The 14,461-nt window shown below is 63.8% G+C and carries 12 protein-coding genes; 9 read left to right on the forward strand and 3 right to left on the reverse strand.

Annotated features, from left to right (window positions below; translation table 11 throughout):
- The first annotated feature begins 5 nt into the window (after nucleotides 1–5).
- From QUH67_RS01040 to QUH67_RS01055, 4 genes are all read left to right on the forward strand, one after another.
- The gene (locus QUH67_RS01040; RefSeq protein ID WP_300944807.1) at nucleotides 6–1,229 is read left to right on the forward strand and encodes an aminotransferase class I/II-fold pyridoxal phosphate-dependent enzyme; all 1,224 of its coding nucleotides are present in this window, start codon (nucleotides 6–8) and stop codon (nucleotides 1,227–1,229) included.
- A gap of 12 nt (nucleotides 1,230–1,241) precedes the next feature.
- Nucleotides 1,242–3,698, forward strand: a complete 2,457-nt coding sequence (locus QUH67_RS01045) for a DNA translocase FtsK (protein ID WP_300944808.1) — start codon at nucleotides 1,242–1,244, stop codon at nucleotides 3,696–3,698.
- Nucleotides 3,699–3,910: 212 nt separating this feature from the next.
- Nucleotides 3,911–4,720, forward strand: coding sequence for an outer membrane lipoprotein carrier protein LolA (locus tag QUH67_RS01050; protein ID WP_300944809.1), 810 nt, complete (start codon nucleotides 3,911–3,913; stop codon nucleotides 4,718–4,720).
- Between the two features lie 181 nt (nucleotides 4,721–4,901).
- Nucleotides 4,902–5,717, forward strand: coding sequence for an exodeoxyribonuclease III (locus QUH67_RS01055; RefSeq protein WP_300944810.1), 816 nt, complete (start codon nucleotides 4,902–4,904; stop codon nucleotides 5,715–5,717).
- Between the two features lie 3 nt (nucleotides 5,718–5,720).
- On the opposite strand, the gene QUH67_RS01060 is transcribed toward QUH67_RS01055, so the two are convergent.
- Together QUH67_RS01060 and QUH67_RS01065 are read right to left on the reverse strand one after the other, a co-directional pair.
- Nucleotides 5,721–6,161: a cyclic nucleotide-binding domain-containing protein gene (locus QUH67_RS01060; RefSeq protein WP_300944811.1), complete on the reverse strand. Its 441-nt coding sequence runs from the start codon at nucleotides 6,159–6,161 to the stop codon at nucleotides 5,721–5,723.
- A 51-nt stretch (nucleotides 6,162–6,212) separates the two neighbouring features.
- Nucleotides 6,213–6,899 (reverse strand): response regulator transcription factor, encoded by a 687-nt coding sequence (locus tag QUH67_RS01065; protein WP_300944812.1) that lies wholly within the window; start codon nucleotides 6,897–6,899, stop codon nucleotides 6,213–6,215.
- Between the two features lie 262 nt (nucleotides 6,900–7,161).
- Here QUH67_RS01065 and QUH67_RS01070 point away from each other — a divergent pair, with 262 nt between their 5' ends.
- The gene (locus tag QUH67_RS01070; RefSeq protein ID WP_300944813.1) at nucleotides 7,162–7,734 is read left to right on the forward strand and encodes a L,D-transpeptidase family protein; all 573 of its coding nucleotides are present in this window, start codon (nucleotides 7,162–7,164) and stop codon (nucleotides 7,732–7,734) included.
- Nucleotides 7,735–7,746: 12 nt separating this feature from the next.
- Nucleotides 7,747–8,532, forward strand: coding sequence for a 2-keto-4-pentenoate hydratase (locus QUH67_RS01075; RefSeq protein WP_300944814.1), 786 nt, complete (start codon nucleotides 7,747–7,749; stop codon nucleotides 8,530–8,532).
- Between the two features lie 44 nt (nucleotides 8,533–8,576).
- Here QUH67_RS01075 and QUH67_RS01080 read toward each other — a convergent pair whose 3' ends face one another.
- The gene (locus QUH67_RS01080) at nucleotides 8,577–9,251 is read right to left on the reverse strand and encodes a YggS family pyridoxal phosphate-dependent enzyme (RefSeq protein WP_300944815.1); all 675 of its coding nucleotides are present in this window, start codon (nucleotides 9,249–9,251) and stop codon (nucleotides 8,577–8,579) included.
- A gap of 117 nt (nucleotides 9,252–9,368) precedes the next feature.
- Between QUH67_RS01080 and QUH67_RS01085 the strand changes: the two genes are divergently transcribed.
- From QUH67_RS01085 to lptE, 3 genes are all read left to right on the forward strand, one after another.
- Nucleotides 9,369–11,060 carry a diguanylate cyclase domain-containing protein gene (locus QUH67_RS01085; RefSeq protein ID WP_300944816.1) on the forward strand — a complete coding sequence of 564 codons (1,692 nt, stop codon included), beginning with the start codon at nucleotides 9,369–9,371 and terminating at the stop codon, nucleotides 11,058–11,060.
- A gap of 131 nt (nucleotides 11,061–11,191) precedes the next feature.
- Entirely contained in the window at nucleotides 11,192–13,816 is a 2,625-nt protein-coding gene (gene leuS / locus QUH67_RS01090) for a leucine--tRNA ligase (protein WP_300944817.1), read from the forward strand.
- On the forward strand, nucleotides 13,803–14,354 hold the full coding sequence (gene lptE / locus QUH67_RS01095; RefSeq protein ID WP_300944818.1) for an LPS assembly lipoprotein LptE: 552 nt from the start codon (nucleotides 13,803–13,805) through the stop codon (nucleotides 14,352–14,354). Before leuS ends, lptE begins: the two co-directional genes overlap by 14 nt.
- Nucleotides 14,355–14,461 lie beyond the last annotated feature (107 nt).

Consider the following 14,461-nt stretch of genomic DNA (forward strand, 5'->3'; position numbering starts at 1 on the left):
AAGACATGGCAATAACCGCTTCTTCCGGCGTGGCGCAGGGCGCCGGCAGTGCACCTGCCGGTCAGGCCGAGCGCTCGCCCTTTATCCGCACCACCGAACTGCTCGCGCCGTACCAGCCTGCCAAGCCATTGATCACACTGTCGTTGGGCGAGCCGCAGCATCCTGTGCCGGATTTTGTCGGGCCGGTGCTGGCAAAGCATATCGCCGATTTCGGCCGCTATCCGCTCGCCCGCGGCATCGAGCCGTTTCGCCGCGCGGCCTCGAACTGGCTGTCGAACCGGTTTCACCTTCCGCGGCCGATCGACCCCGAAAGCGAGATCTTGGTCTTGAGCGGCAGCCGCGAGGGGCTGGTGTTCGCGGCGATCGCCGCCGCCCGTTACGTCGGCCCGCGCAAGGGCAAGCCCGCGATCCTGATGCCCAATCCGTTTTATCCGGCCTATGGCGCCGGCACCCGTGCGGCCGGTTGCGAACTGATTTACCTGCCGACGACGGTCGCCAACGGATTTCTGCCGGATCTCGACACGCTCGACGAGGCGACGCTGGCCCGCACCGTCGCATTCTTCATCGCTTCCCCGGCCAATCCGCAAGGCGCGGTCGCCACCCGCGATTACTTCACGAGATTGAAGCAACTCGCCGATCAGTATGGCTTCATGATCCTGAGTGACGAGTGCTATTCCGAAATCTACACGCGGCAGGCGCCGGGCAGCGCGCTGGAATGCGCCGGGCCCGATTTCACCAACGTCGTGGCGTTCCAGTCGCTCTCCAAGCGCTCCAACCTGCCCGGCATGCGCGTCGGCTTTGCCGCCGGCGACAAAAGATTTCTCGCGGCCTATCACGAGTTGCGCAATGTCGCCGCCCCCCAGGTGCCGGTGCCGCTGCAGCATGTCGCGGTCGCCGCTTACAGCGACGAAGCGCATGTCGAGGAAAACCGCAGGCTCTACCGCATCAAGTTCGATCTCGCCGACCAGATCCTCGGCAACCGCTACGGCTATGTGCGGCCGGCCGGCGGCTTCTGCGTCTGGCTCGACGTCTCCGCGCTCGGCGGCGACGAGGCCGTGGCGGTCAAGCTCTATCGGGATGCGGGCGTCCGCGTGATTCCCGGCAGCTATCTGTCGCGGCCGCAGAACGATGGTTTCAATCCCGGCGCGGGCTACATCCGCCTCGCGCTCGTCTCCGACAGTGAATCAACGGCCGAGGCGCTGCACCGGCTGGTCAACATTCTGGATTAGTCGCAGGGCCCCATGAGCATGCCAGCGATCGAACGTGTTATTCCCCTGGTCGGCCATCTGCCGACCTCCATCCGCGACGCCCTTGCCCGGCGCCTGCGCGAGCTCGCAGGCCTCAGCCTGATCTCGCTCTCCGGCGTCGCCGCGGCGGCGTTGATGACCTGGTCGGTGCAGGACCCGAGCCTGAGCCACGCAACATCGCGCCCGATCCGCAACGTTCTGGGCTATCCCGGCGCGATCGGCGCCGATCTCCTGATGCAGATTCTCGGCCTCGGCGCGATCATGCTGATCCTGCCCGTCGCGGTGTGGGGCTGGCGCATGCTGACGCATCGGACCTTCGATCGTGAAGCGCTGCGGCTGGGATGCTGGATTCTCTGCACGGTGATCGCGGCAGGCTTTGCAAGTTGCTGGCCGCATGGTGCGGGCTGGGCACTGCCGACCGGCCTTGGCGGCGTCGTCGGCGATGCGCTGGTGCGCGCGCCTGCGGTCGTGTTCGGCCCGGCCGGCTTCACCTACCGCCTCGTGCTCGGCATCATCCTGTTCGCGGCGACGTGCGCGGCCTTCCTGTTTGCCAGCGGCTGGGGCTCGCGTCCGAGAGAAGAAGAACTCACGCCGATCGAGGACGATGACACGCCCTTCCAGGAAGAAGAGGACCGCAGTTCGGTTTCGCTCGGCTGGATGTATCACGCGCTGATGAGCCTGAAGGCGCGGATCGGCTGGCTGATGAGCGCGGCCTACCGGTCGCTGGTGTCGAGTTCGCCGCCGCCTCGCAAGGCCTCGTTCGAACGTCAGGAGCCGAGCCTCAGCGGCCGTGCCGCGCCGGCACTGGCCCCTCCGGCGGACGAGGACGAGGAAGAAGAGGAGGACGAGGAGGACGAAGAAGAGGAGGAGGAGGAAGAAGCTCCGGTTGCGCGCGCTTCGCGCAAGAAGCCGGCGCCGCGTCCAGCCTCGCGCAAGTCCGACAAGTTCGAACTGCCTTCGGTCTCGATGCTGACGGCGCCCAAGGCGTCCGACCGGCAGCCGCTGAGCAAGGCCGAACTGGAGGCCAATTCGCGCGCGCTGGAAGGCGTGCTCGGCGATTTCGGCGTCCGCGGCGAGATCGTCAAGGCCAATCCCGGACCGGTGGTGACGCTGTACGAACTCGAGCCTGCACCCGGTATCAAATCCTCGCGCGTCATTGGCCTCGCCGACGACATCGCCCGCTCGATGAGCGCATTGTCGGCGCGTGTCGCCGTGGTCGCCGGCCGCAACGCCATCGGCATCGAACTGCCGAACGCGCATCGCGAAAAAGTCTATTTGCGCGAGCTGCTCACCGCAAAGGACGAGTCGCATGCCAAGCTGCCGCTCTGCCTCGGCAAGAACATCGGCGGCGAATCGATCATCATCGATCTGGCGCGCACGCCGCATATGCTGATCGCCGGCACCACCGGCTCCGGCAAATCGGTTGCCATCAACACCATGATCCTGAGCCTGGTCTACCGGCTGCGGCCGGATCAGTGCCGCCTGATCATGGTCGATCCGAAGATGCTCGAACTCTCCGTCTATGACGGTATTCCGCATCTGCTGACACCGGTCGTGACCGATCCGAAGAAAGCGGTGGTGGCGCTGAAATGGGCCGTGCGCGAGATGGAAGAGCGCTACAAGAAGATGGCCAAGCTCGGCGTGCGCAACATCGACGGCTACAACCAGCGCCTTCTCGAAGCCAAGGGCAAGGGCGAGGACCTGACGCGCACGGTACATACCGGATTCGACAAGGAAACCGGCAAGGCGATCTACGAGGAAGAAAAGCTCGACCTCGAACCGTTGCCCTACATCGTCATCATCGTCGACGAAATGGCCGACCTGATGATGGTGGCCGGCAAGGACATCGAAGGCGCGGTGCAGCGCCTCGCCCAGATGGCGCGCGCCGCCGGCCTGCATGTGATCCTCGCCACGCAGCGTCCATCGGTCGACGTCATCACCGGCACCATCAAGGCGAATTTCCCGACCCGCATCGCATTCCAGGTCACCTCGAAGATCGACAGCCGCACCATTCTGGGCGAGATGGGCGCCGAGCAACTGCTTGGCCAGGGCGACATGCTCTACATGGCCGGCGGCGGCCGCATCAGCCGCGTGCACGGACCCTTTGCCTCCGACGAGGAAGTCGAAAAGGTCGTACGGCACCTCAAGACGCAGGGTCAGCCGGAATATCTCGAAGCGGTCACAGCGGAAGAGCCGACCGAAGAGGACGGCGCGGTGTTCGATTCCACCGGCATGGGCGGGGACGGCGGCGGCGATCTGTTCTCGCAGGCGGTTGCGATCGTCAAGCGCGACCGCAAGGCCTCCACCTCCTACATTCAACGTCGGCTGCAAATCGGCTATAACCGCGCGGCGTCACTGATGGAACGGATGGAACTCGAAGGCATCGTCGGGGCTGCCAACCATGCCGGCAAGCGCGAAATTCTGGTGGCTGAGGAAGAGGACGGATTCTAGGGCGTTTTCGGGCTAAAACTGCCCGGACGTGATCCCCGGGATGGGCCGGTTCGCGTCAAGACAGCGCGTCAAAGCGACTAAAATGGCTCCAGGGCTCCGAAGGTAAATTCGGTGCAACGATTTTCACGTAAAAACGATACCTCCTTTGGCCCAAAGCAAGATAAAATGGCCGGCAGCGGGATGCATCGTCGAAGAGAGATCCGAAATACCTGATGAAACAGTACCTCTTCCATCGCAGGCTGCGTTCCGGACTGGCCCTTCTGACCGTCGCATCCATTGCGGGCATTGCAACGCCATCGCCGGCGCAGAACGTGCCGGTTCCAAAATCCGCCCCCAAGGTCCGCGAAGGCGGCGCGCAGCTGAGCGCGCAGGAAACCCGGGGGCCGTCGACCACCGGCGCCACCCAGGCGCCGCCTACCCCGGTGATTCCCGACCCGCGCCGTAACGTCCCCGCCAATATTTTTGCGACCTTCGACGCCAACCAGAAGGCACAGGCCGCCAAGGTCAGTTCCTATCTGTCCTCGTTGCAGACGCTGGTCGGAAACTTCGTCCAGGTCGGCCCCGATGGCAGCAAGACCAAGGGCGACTTCTACATCCAGAAACCGGGTAAGGTGCGCTTCGAATATGATGCGCCGAGCCCGATCGCGATCATCGCCGACGGCTCGTCCCTGGCGGTCCGCGACACCAAGCTTGCGACCCAGGATATCTATCCGCTGTCGCAGACGCCGCTGCGCTTCCTGCTGTCGGACCGCATCGACCTGCTCAAGGACACCAATGTCGTCAATGTCACGGCCGACGACATCTATATCAGCGTCACGATCGAGGAGAAGCAGGCGCTGATCGGCACCAGCCGGCTGATGCTGATGGTCGGCGTCAAGGACGGCCAGCTCAAGCAATGGACGGTGACCGATCCGCAGGGATACGACACCACGATTGCGGTGTACAATCTGGACTCGTCCAAGAAGGTCGATCCCGGCCTCTTCAAAATCGACTTCACCAATTACGTCACGCCTGCGAACTGAGCGCGGCGCGTCTTCCTTCATGCTTTCCGCAGGATAGGCAAGGAAGTGAGGCGACGCGCCCACCAAACCTTGCGCCGATGCCGACAGATGGTGGGCTCGCTTTCGCTCAGCCTGCCCTTACGAAATTCGAGCTGTGGACAAGGCGCGCATCGCTCCGGAACCGTGGTATGACACGGCTCCCATGCGGTTTTCCCTGACAACCTGGAATATCAATTCGGTGCGCCTGCGCATCGACATCGTCGCCAAATTCCTCAAATCGGCGCGGCCGGACGTGCTGTGCCTGCAGGAAACCAAATGCATCGACGACGCCTTTCCGTTGAAGCGCTTCAAGCGGCTCGGCTATGAGCACATCGCGCTGAACGGACAGAAAGGTTATCACGGCGTCGCCATCGTCTCGAAATTGCCGTTCGAGACCACCGATATCAGGACCTTCTGCGACAAGATCGACTCACGCCACATCTCGGTGGCGTTCGGCGAAAAGGCGCAGCTCGCAAAGCCGCTGGTGCTGCATAATTTTTACGTGCCGGCGGGCGGTGACATTCCCGATCCCGCGCTCAACCCGAAATTCGATCACAAGCTGAAATTCCTCGACGAGATGAAGGCGTGCGAACCGCTGCATCCGCGCGGCGATGACCGCCACATCCTGGTCGGCGATCTCAACGTTGCGCCGCACGAGAACGACGTGTGGTCGCACAAGCAGCTGCTCAAGGTGGTCTCGCACACGCCGATCGAATGCGAGAAGCTGTTGGCCGCGCAGGCCCATGGCGAATGGTTCGACGTCGCGCGCGAGCGGATCCCGCTTTCGGAAAAGGTCTATACGTGGTGGAGCTACCGCGCCGCCGACTGGACGGTGGGCGACCGCGGCCGGCGGCTCGACCACATCTGGGTCTCGCGCGCGCTGAAGGACGGCATCAGCGATTTCAGGATCACCCGCGACGCCCGCGGCTGGGAGCGCCCGTCCGACCATGTGCCGGTGACGGTGACGCTGGAGGTGTAGCGATCAGACGCTGAGCTTGGCGCCGGCCATCAGCATGTCGCTGGCGAGCTGGCTGGTGCGGGTGGCGAGTTCGTCGCGCAGCCGGCGGGCCGCGGCGGGGTCGCTTTCGAGGACGCGCTGAAACAGGCTGCGTGCGATCCGGATTACCGTCGCGTGGTCGAGCGCGACCGCGCTCGCCGGCCGCTTCATCGCAACGATCAGCGCCAGTTCGCCGATCAGCGAGCCCGGGCCCGCAACGACTTCGGCGCCGGCGTCCTCGACGCGGATCGAACCCCGCTGGACAATATAGCCGGCATCCGCCTCGTCGCCGGCATTGAACAGATAATCGCCAGGCGAGAAATCACGCTGTTCCGAACCGATCGCCAGCATGCGCAACGACGCCGTTCCCAACAGGCGCAATGTCGGGACACGTTCGAGCAGGGCTATGTCAGCTTCGATCGACATCGATCCTTGGCCGGGACGCACGAAAATGACGAATCGGAGCGGTCGGTCGCATCAAGGCACCAGCTTGTAGCCACCGGCTTCCGTGACGAGTATCTCCGGATTGGCTGCATCCTTCTCGATCTTCTGGCGCAGGCGATAGATATGGGTTTCCAGCGTGTGGGTGGTAACGCCTGAATTATAGCCCCAGACTTCCTGCAGCAGCGTCTCGCGCGACACCGGCAACTGGCCGGCGCGATAGAGAAAGCGCAGGATCGCGGTTTCCTTCTCGGTCAACCGCACTTTTCTGGCGTTCGCAGCGGTCAGCATCTTAGAGCCGGGCCGGAAGCTGTAGGGGCCGACGGAGAACACCGCGTCCTCGCTGGCCTCGTGCTGGCGCAGTTGCGCCCTGATCCGGGCGAGCAGGACCGCGAACCGGAAAGGCTTTGCGACGTAATCATTGGCGCCGGATTCGAGGCCCAGAATGGTATCCGAATCGGTGTCGTGGCCGGTCAGCATGATGATCGGCGCCTTGAAGCCGCCCTTGCGCAGGCTGCGCACGACTTCCCGCCCGTCGGTATCGGGCAGGCCGACATCCATCAGCACCAGATCGGGGGAATCCGCTTTGGCGGCGCTGGCGCCCTTGGCCCCGGTATCGACCGCAGAGGCTTCGAATTCCTCGTGCAGCGATAATTGCTCGACCAGCGTGTCGCGGAGATCGTTGTCGTCCTCCACGATCAGGATCTTGCGGGCATTGGGCATACGATACGATCCTCTTAAGGCAGGCGGCGGACACTGGGGAAGCATCAAACCGGTCTTGATCGATGACAACCTGACGAGCCGGCAAAGGTCGCTGGCAGGCAGGCCGTCAGGTACTGATTCGCTTGAGGTAAGAGATTGTTACAGATTCACAAGTCGCACCGCACTCTATCCCACATTTGGGGCGCCTTTGGATGAATGTCCTGTAATGGCCTCTGTAGATTAACCGAGGCCGGCCAGGCAATCCCGCGATTCGGACATTGGTATGGAAAGCAGCACCATTTCAATCACTTATAAGACAGCGGCGCGTGATCGGCCAGTTTCGGCGGTCCGGGTCCGCCGGGCGGCCAGCGACCCCCGCCGGGGCTGGCTGACGGCGGACGGCTGGACCGTACCGGTGGCACTTGGTCGCGGCGGCATCCTCGCCAACAAGCGGGAGGGCGACGGCGGTACCCCAAGCGGCGTCTATCATCCCCTGCGATTGTGGTGGCGCGCCGACCGCCACCCCCGGCCCAAGACCTATTTGCCGGTCCGCGCGATCCGGCCCGAGGACGCCTGGTGCGAGGACCCGCGGGACCGCCATTATAATCAGCCCATTCGCATGGTCCGCGACCAGGCCGGCGACCGGCTGACGCGCGAGGACCACCTCTACGATTTTATCGTCGAGATCGATCACAACGCCGGCCCACGGATTGCCGGTCGCGGCAGCGCGGTGTTCCTGCATCTGGCGCGCCCGAATTTCTCGCCAACGGCGGGCTGCGTTTCGATGACGAAATCCAGCATGCTGCGGCTGTTGCGGCGAATGGGCCCGCGGACCAGGATCATGATCGGCGAATAGGGAAACAGAGCCATGCTCGACGACAAAGCGATCAAAGCCGCATCCAAAACGCTGCACGACCACTGGCGTGCCGGCACCAAATTCGCCGGTCTCGACAATGCACTGCGTCCGCGCGACCGCATCGAGGGTTACGCGATCCAGGGAGCCATCGAGAAATATTCCAAGCCCCCCCTGTTCGGCTGGAAGATCGCGGCCACCAGCGAGGCCGGGCAGAAGCACATCAATGTCGACGGGCCGATGGCCGGGCGCATCCTGACCGAGACCGTGATTCCCGATGGCGGCACGGCTTCGATGGTGGGCAACAAGATGCGCGTCGCCGAACCGGAGTTCGCCTTTCGCATGCGGATCGATCTGCCACCGCGCGACACGCCCTATACCGTGCAGCAGGTCCTCGACGCCGTCGACACGCTGCATCCGGCGATCGAGATTCCGGATTCGCGCTTCGCCGACTTCGTCAGCGCCGGCGCCGCCCAGATCATTGCCGACAACGCCTGTGCGCATCTGTTCGTGCTGGGACCGCCGACAAGCGTGGACTGGCGGGTGCTCGACCTCGTCGAAGAGCGGCCCGTCATCACCCTGCGCGGTCAGCAATTCACCGGCCACGGCAAGAACGTGCTCGGCGATCCCCGCGTCGCGCTGGCCTGGCTGGCCAACGAATTAAGCCACCTTGGCGTGACGCTGAAGGCAGGGCAGGTCGTCACGACCGGCACCTGCCATCCGCCGCTGCCGATTCAATCCGGCGATTTTTGCGCGGTGGATTTTGGCGTGCTCGGGAAGGTGTCGGTGGGGTTCAAGTAGGCACCGCCGTCGTCCCGGCGCTCGCCGGGACGGCAATTTGGGTACTACCGCTTCCCGAAAATCGCCGATCCCACGCGCACATGCGTGGCGCCGAACTGGATCGCGACCGCGAAATCGGCGCTCATGCCCATCGAAAGATGCTTCAATCCGTTGCGCGCGGCAATCTTGGCCGTCAATGCGAAATGCGGCGCCGGCGCCTCATCGACGGGCGGGATGCACATCAAGCCTGATATGACGAGATCGTATTTTTCGCGGCAGCTCACGATGAAGGCGTCGGCATCGCCGGGGGCAATACCCGCCTTCTGCGGCTCCTCCCCGGTGTTTATCTGGACGAACAATTCAGGGCGTTTGTTCTGCGCATTGATTTCCTTGGCCAATGCTTCGCAGATGCTGGGACGATCGACCGAGTGGATGGCGTCAAACAGCGCCACCGCCTCCTTGGCCTTGTTGGACTGCAGCGGGCCGATCAGGTGCAGCGCGATGCCGGGACAGGCGGATAGCAGCGCCGGCCATTTCCCCTTGGCTTCCTGCACGCGGTTTTCGCCGAATACGCGTTGGCCGGCATCGATGACGGGCGAAATCGCCGTGGCATCGAACGTTTTCGACACCGCGATCAGCGTCACCGACGCACGCTCGCGGCGTGCTTCCTTGCAGGCGCGCGCGATCTCCTGCTCCACCTGAGCAAGACCTGTTGGTAAAGACTTGGTTAGCGGCGTCATCTCTATCGCGTCATGTCCTGATTTCGTCCGAGCATTTACGGAGTTTTCTCGAATTTTACCAAGTTAGGGAAAGGGTTTTTGAACCCTTCGCTCTACCCTGCGGTATTGGGGGGCAGGATGGCTGGCGTAACCTTCAAGCGCAATCGGGTCAAACTCAAGAAGCTTCTGGGCATCCGGGCGCGACTTGCGATGCTGGCCGTGCTGCTGGTGGGGCCCCTGATGTTCGAGCGCGTCCGCTCGCTCGAAGACATCCGCGCCAGACAGATCGTCGCCGCTTCGGAACAATACGCCGATATCACGCACCACAGCGCCGAAACCCAGCGCGAGGTGATCTCCTCCGTCGAGACGATGCTGAAATCCGCCGCCTATATCCGCGCGGCCAGCGGCATCGGGCGCAGCTGCGAGATCTTGCGCGCCAGCCTGCCCGCCAACCTGCCCTGGATCCGCAGCATCATGCTGGTGAGCAAGGAAGGCGTGGTGCAGTGTTCCACGCTCAACGCCCAGGTCGGCCTCAATATCGGCGATCGGGACTATTTCAGGAAGGCGCAGGAGACCCGCGATTTCGTCTTCAGCGACTACCTGATCGGCAAGAGCAACAACCGACCGATCATGATGGCGGCCTACCCGGTTTCGGCGATCAATCCGGACGAAGAATCGGTTGCGATCGCTGGCATCAATCTCGACTGGCTCTCCAGGATCATGGCCAGTTTCAGCGGACGACCGGGCATTTCAGCACTGCTGATCGACAGCACCGGCGTCGTGCTGGCGGCGCCGCCGGAGCAGGCCGGGATGATCGGGCAACCGCTCGGCAACATGCCGCTGCTGTCGGCCATCACCTACAAGGCGCTGAGTTCGAACACCGATACCGGCTCGATTTCCTTTACTGCCACCGATGGCTCGAAGCGCGTCGTCAGTTTCGCCCGCATTCCCGGGACGCAGTCGCGCCTTGTCGTGAGCGTCGACGAGGCCAGCGTGACGGCCGCGATCAACCGCGACATCCGCACCGCCTACCTCCAACTGGGCTTCGTCTGTCTGTTCGTGCTCCTCGGCGCGCTGATCGGCGCGGAAAAACTCATCATCAAGCCGATCGAACTCATGACCGGCATGGCTAAACGGTTCGGCGAAGGTGATTCGTCGGCCCGCGTTGCGCGCAGCCGCCTGCCTGCCGAATTTATGCCGCTCGCGCGCGCCTTCAATGTGATGGCGGCGCAGCTCAGCCGGCGCGAGCGCGAGCTCGTCGCGACCAATGACCGCCTCACCGTGATGGCCTCGATCGACATGCTGTCGGGCCTCGCCAACCGCCGCGGCTTCCAGAGCCGGCTGGATTTCGAATGGATGAAGGCGCAGCAATATCAATGCGAGCTGTCGCTGCTGATGATCGATGTCGATCACTTCAAGCTCTACAACGACACCTACGGCCATCCCGAAGGCGACGCCTGCCTAACCCGGATCGGCGAAGTGCTGTCCGGCATCGCCGCCGACACGATGGGCTTTGCCGGACGCTATGGCGGCGAGGAGTTCTGCCTGTTGCTTCCGAACACCACCCCGCAGCGGGCGCTTGAGATCGGCGAGATGGTGCGCGCGGCCGTGCAGGGCCTTGCCTTGCCGCACGCTACCTCCAGCCATCAGACCGTCACTGTCAGCGTTGGCGTCGCCGGCACGCTCCCGAGCGGCACCCAGGCCCCCGGCGAGTTGATCGAGGCGGCGGATGCGGCGCTCTACGCCGCAAAACACCGCGGTCGGAATGCCGTTGTCGAGCACGGCTTTGCCAGGCTGGTGGATAAAGCCGGGATGGCGCTGGCGGGGTGAGCAGCAACCTCCGTGCCTTCCGTCAAATCGGCCCTTCCCCCTCCCCAACCCGTTGACCCCGCAGCCGCTTTTGTGGCCTAGTCCGCCGTCCTCTGGACGGGACCCGAATCCACAAAAAGCTCAGCGATTCCATGACCTCCGAACGATACAACGCCCGTGATGCCGAGCCGCGCTGGCAACGCCAGTGGGACGACAAGGCGATCTTCGCCTCGAAAAACGACGATCCGCGGCCGAAATATTACGTGCTCGAGATGTTCCCCTACCCGTCCGGGCGCATCCATATCGGGCACGTCCGCAATTATACGCTGGGCGATGTGCTGGCGCGGTTCATGCGCGCCAAGGGATTCAACGTGCTGCACCCGATGGGCTGGGACGCCTTCGGGCTGCCGGCCGAGAACGCCGCGATCGAGCGCAAGGTCGCGCCGAAGGCCTGGACCTACGACAACATCGCCGCGATGAAGAAGCAGCTGCGGTCGATCGGCCTGTCGCTCGACTGGTCGCGCGAGTTCGCGACCTGCGATCCCAGCTATTACAAGCATCAGCAGAAGATGTTTCTGGACATGCTGCGCGCGGGGCTGGCCGAACGCGAGAAGCGCAAGCTGAACTGGGATCCGGTCGACATGACCGTGCTCGCCAACGAGCAGGTGATCGACGGCCGCGGCTGGCGCTCCGGCGCCGTCGTCGAGCAGCGCGAGATGAGCCAGTGGGTCTTCAAGATCACGAAGTATGCGCAGGAACTGCTGGACGCGTTGGACGGGCTGGATCGCTGGCCCGACAAGGTGCGGCTGATGCAGCGCAACTGGATCGGCCGCTCCGAAGGACTGCTGCTGCGCTTCGCGCTCGACCCGGCCACCACGCCCGCGGGCGAAACCGAGCTGAAGATCTTTACGACGCGGCCCGACACGCTGTTCGGTGCGAAGTTCATGGCGATCGCGGCGGATCATCCGCTGGCGCAGGCAGCGGCTGCGAAGAACCCCAAGCTTGCGGCGTTCATCGCCGACATCAAGAAGATCGGCACCGCGCAGGAGATCATCGACACCGCCGAGAAGCAGGGTTTTGATACCGGCATCAAGGCGGTGCATCCGTTCGACCCGAGCTGGAAGCTGCCGGTTTACGTCGCGAACTTCGTGCTGATGGAATACGGCACCGGCGCGATCTTCGGCTGCCCGGCGCACGACCAGCGCGACCTCGACTTCGTCAACAAGTACAAGCTCGGCAACATCCCGGTGGTCTGCCCCGAGGGCCAGGACCCGAAGACGTTCGTCATTACCGACACGGCCTTTGACGGCGACGGCCGCATGATCAATTCCCGCTTCCTCGACGGCATGACCATCGAGCAGGCCAAGGAAGACGTCGCCAAGCGGCTGGAATCCGAGAAACGCGGCAATGCGCCGGTCGGCGAGCGGCAGGTGAACTTCCGCCTGCGCGACTGGGGCATCTCACGCCAGCGCTACTGGGGCTGCCCGATCCCGGTGATCCACTGCCCGAAATGCGACGTCGTGCCGGTTCCGGACGATCAGCTGCCTGTGGTCCTGCCGGAGGACGTCACCTTCGACAAGCCCGGCAACGCGCTCGACCATCATCCAACCTGGAAGCACGTCACCTGCCCGAAATGCGGCGGCAAGGCGCAGCGCGAAACCGACACCATGGACACCTTCGTGGATTCGTCCTGGTACTTTGCGCGCTTCACCGATCCCTGGAACGAAAAGGCGCCGACCACGCTGCCTCTCGTCAACCGAATGCTGCCAATCGACCAGTATATCGGCGGCGTCGAGCACGCGATCCTGCATCTGCTCTACAGCCGCTTCTTCACCCGCGCGATGAAGGCGACCGGCCATATCGGCATGGACGAGCCGTTCGCCGGCATGTTCACCCAGGGCATGGTGGTGCACGAGACCTACCAGAAGGCCGACGGCACCTATGTGACGCCGGCCGAGGTGAAGGTCGAACTGATCGGCGGCGAACGCCGCGCCAGCATGATCTATGGCGGCGAGCAGGTCTCGATCGGCCCGATCGAGAAGATGTCGAAGTCGAAGAAGAACACCGTTGACCCCGACGACATCATCGCGAGCTACGGCGCCGACGTGGCGCGCTGGTTCATGCTGTCGGACTCGCCGCCCGACCGCGACGTGATCTGGAGCGACGAACGGGTGCAGGGCGCCTCGCGCTTCATGCAGCGACTGTGGCGGCTGGTGAACGAATCAGCCGAGATCGCCAAAAGTGCCCCGGCCGACCAGCCGGCTTCGTTCAGCGCCGAGGCGCTCGCCTTGCGCAAAGCCGCCCATGGCGCGCTGGACAAGGTGTCGACCGGGATCGAACGGCTGCATTTCAATGTCTGCCTCGCCCATATCCGCGAATTCGCCAACGCGCTGGCGGAGATCCTGGCGAAGGACGGAAAGCCTTCCGCCGATACCGCCTGGGCGGTTCGGGAGGCCGCGACCATCCTGGTTCAACTTTTCGCGCCGATGATGCCGCATCTGGCCGAGGAGTGCTGGGTGGTACTCGGCCAGTCCGGGCTGATTTCGGAGGCCAACTGGCCCCAAATCGAACGCGATTTGCTGGTTGAAGACACGGTCACCCTGGTGGTCCAGGTCAACGGCAAAAAACGGGGTGATGTTACCGTGCCACGGGTCGCCCAAAATGCGGAAATTGAGGCTGCCGTTTTGGCGCTCGATGCGGTAAAACTCGCGCTGGGCGGCAAGGCCGTTCGCAAGGTAATCGTTGTTCCCATGAGGATCGTGAATGTCGTTGGCTAAGACCCGGATCGCCGTTCGGCTCATCGCCGTCGCCGCTCTGGCGGCGCTCACGGCCGGCTGCTTCCAGCCGATGTATGCCGAACGTAATGACGGCAAGCCCGGCCTGCGGGAAAAGCTGATGGGCGTGGAACTCCCGCCCGTCGACAAGCCAAACGCATCCCGCGAAGCGCGGATCCAGGTCGAGATCCGCAACGCGCTGGCGTTCAAGCTCTACGGCAACGCCACCGGCATGCCGCCGACCCATAAGCTCGTGCTGCGCTTCAGCAGCTCGCGTTCCTCGCTGATGCTCGATCCCGCCACCGCGCTGCCGTCGAGCGAGAACTACGGCATCGACGCGCAGTACAATCTGATCGACCTTGCCACCAACAAGTCGGTCATGACGGGCACGACCTTCTCGCGCGTCTCCTATGACATCCCCGGCCAGCTGCAGCGTTTCGCCCGCGCCCGCGCCTTCCGCGACGCCGAGGATCGCGCCGCCAACGAGATCGCGGAAAACATCCAGACCCGGCTGGCGTCCTACTTCTACGCCGGCACCTGACTTCGGTCATTCCGGGGCGTGCGAAGCACGAACCGGAATTCCGTTTCCGCACTCTCTGGATTCCGGGTCCACGCGAAGGCGCGTGTCCCGGAATGACGACAAGGAAA

It is taken from the genome of Bradyrhizobium roseum, assembly GCF_030413175.1.
Taxonomy (GTDB): Bacteria; Pseudomonadota; Alphaproteobacteria; order Rhizobiales; family Xanthobacteraceae; genus Bradyrhizobium; species Bradyrhizobium roseum.

Excerpts from the sequence above, each read along its gene's own strand:
- QUH67_RS01040 (WP_300944807.1), top strand. The coding sequence starts at position 6 with ATGGCAATAACCGCTTCTTCCGGCGTGGCGCAGGGCGCCGGCAGTGCA.
- QUH67_RS01045 (WP_300944808.1), top strand. The coding sequence starts at position 1,242 with ATGAGCATGCCAGCGATCGAACGTGTTATTCCCCTGGTCGGCCATCTG.
- QUH67_RS01050 (WP_300944809.1), top strand. The coding sequence starts at position 3,911 with ATGAAACAGTACCTCTTCCATCGCAGGCTGCGTTCCGGACTGGCCCTT.
- QUH67_RS01055 (WP_300944810.1), top strand. The coding sequence starts at position 4,902 with ATGCGGTTTTCCCTGACAACCTGGAATATCAATTCGGTGCGCCTGCGC.
- QUH67_RS01060 (WP_300944811.1), bottom strand. The coding sequence starts at position 6,161 with ATGTCGATCGAAGCTGACATAGCCCTGCTCGAACGTGTCCCGACATTG.
- QUH67_RS01065 (WP_300944812.1), bottom strand. The coding sequence starts at position 6,899 with ATGCCCAATGCCCGCAAGATCCTGATCGTGGAGGACGACAACGATCTC.
- QUH67_RS01070 (WP_300944813.1), top strand. The coding sequence starts at position 7,162 with ATGGAAAGCAGCACCATTTCAATCACTTATAAGACAGCGGCGCGTGAT.
- QUH67_RS01075 (WP_300944814.1), top strand. The coding sequence starts at position 7,747 with ATGCTCGACGACAAAGCGATCAAAGCCGCATCCAAAACGCTGCACGAC.
- QUH67_RS01080 (WP_300944815.1), bottom strand. The coding sequence starts at position 9,251 with ATGACGCCGCTAACCAAGTCTTTACCAACAGGTCTTGCTCAGGTGGAG.
- QUH67_RS01085 (WP_300944816.1), top strand. The coding sequence starts at position 9,369 with ATGGCTGGCGTAACCTTCAAGCGCAATCGGGTCAAACTCAAGAAGCTT.
- leuS (WP_300944817.1), top strand. The coding sequence starts at position 11,192 with ATGACCTCCGAACGATACAACGCCCGTGATGCCGAGCCGCGCTGGCAA.
- lptE (WP_300944818.1), top strand. The coding sequence starts at position 13,803 with ATGTCGTTGGCTAAGACCCGGATCGCCGTTCGGCTCATCGCCGTCGCC.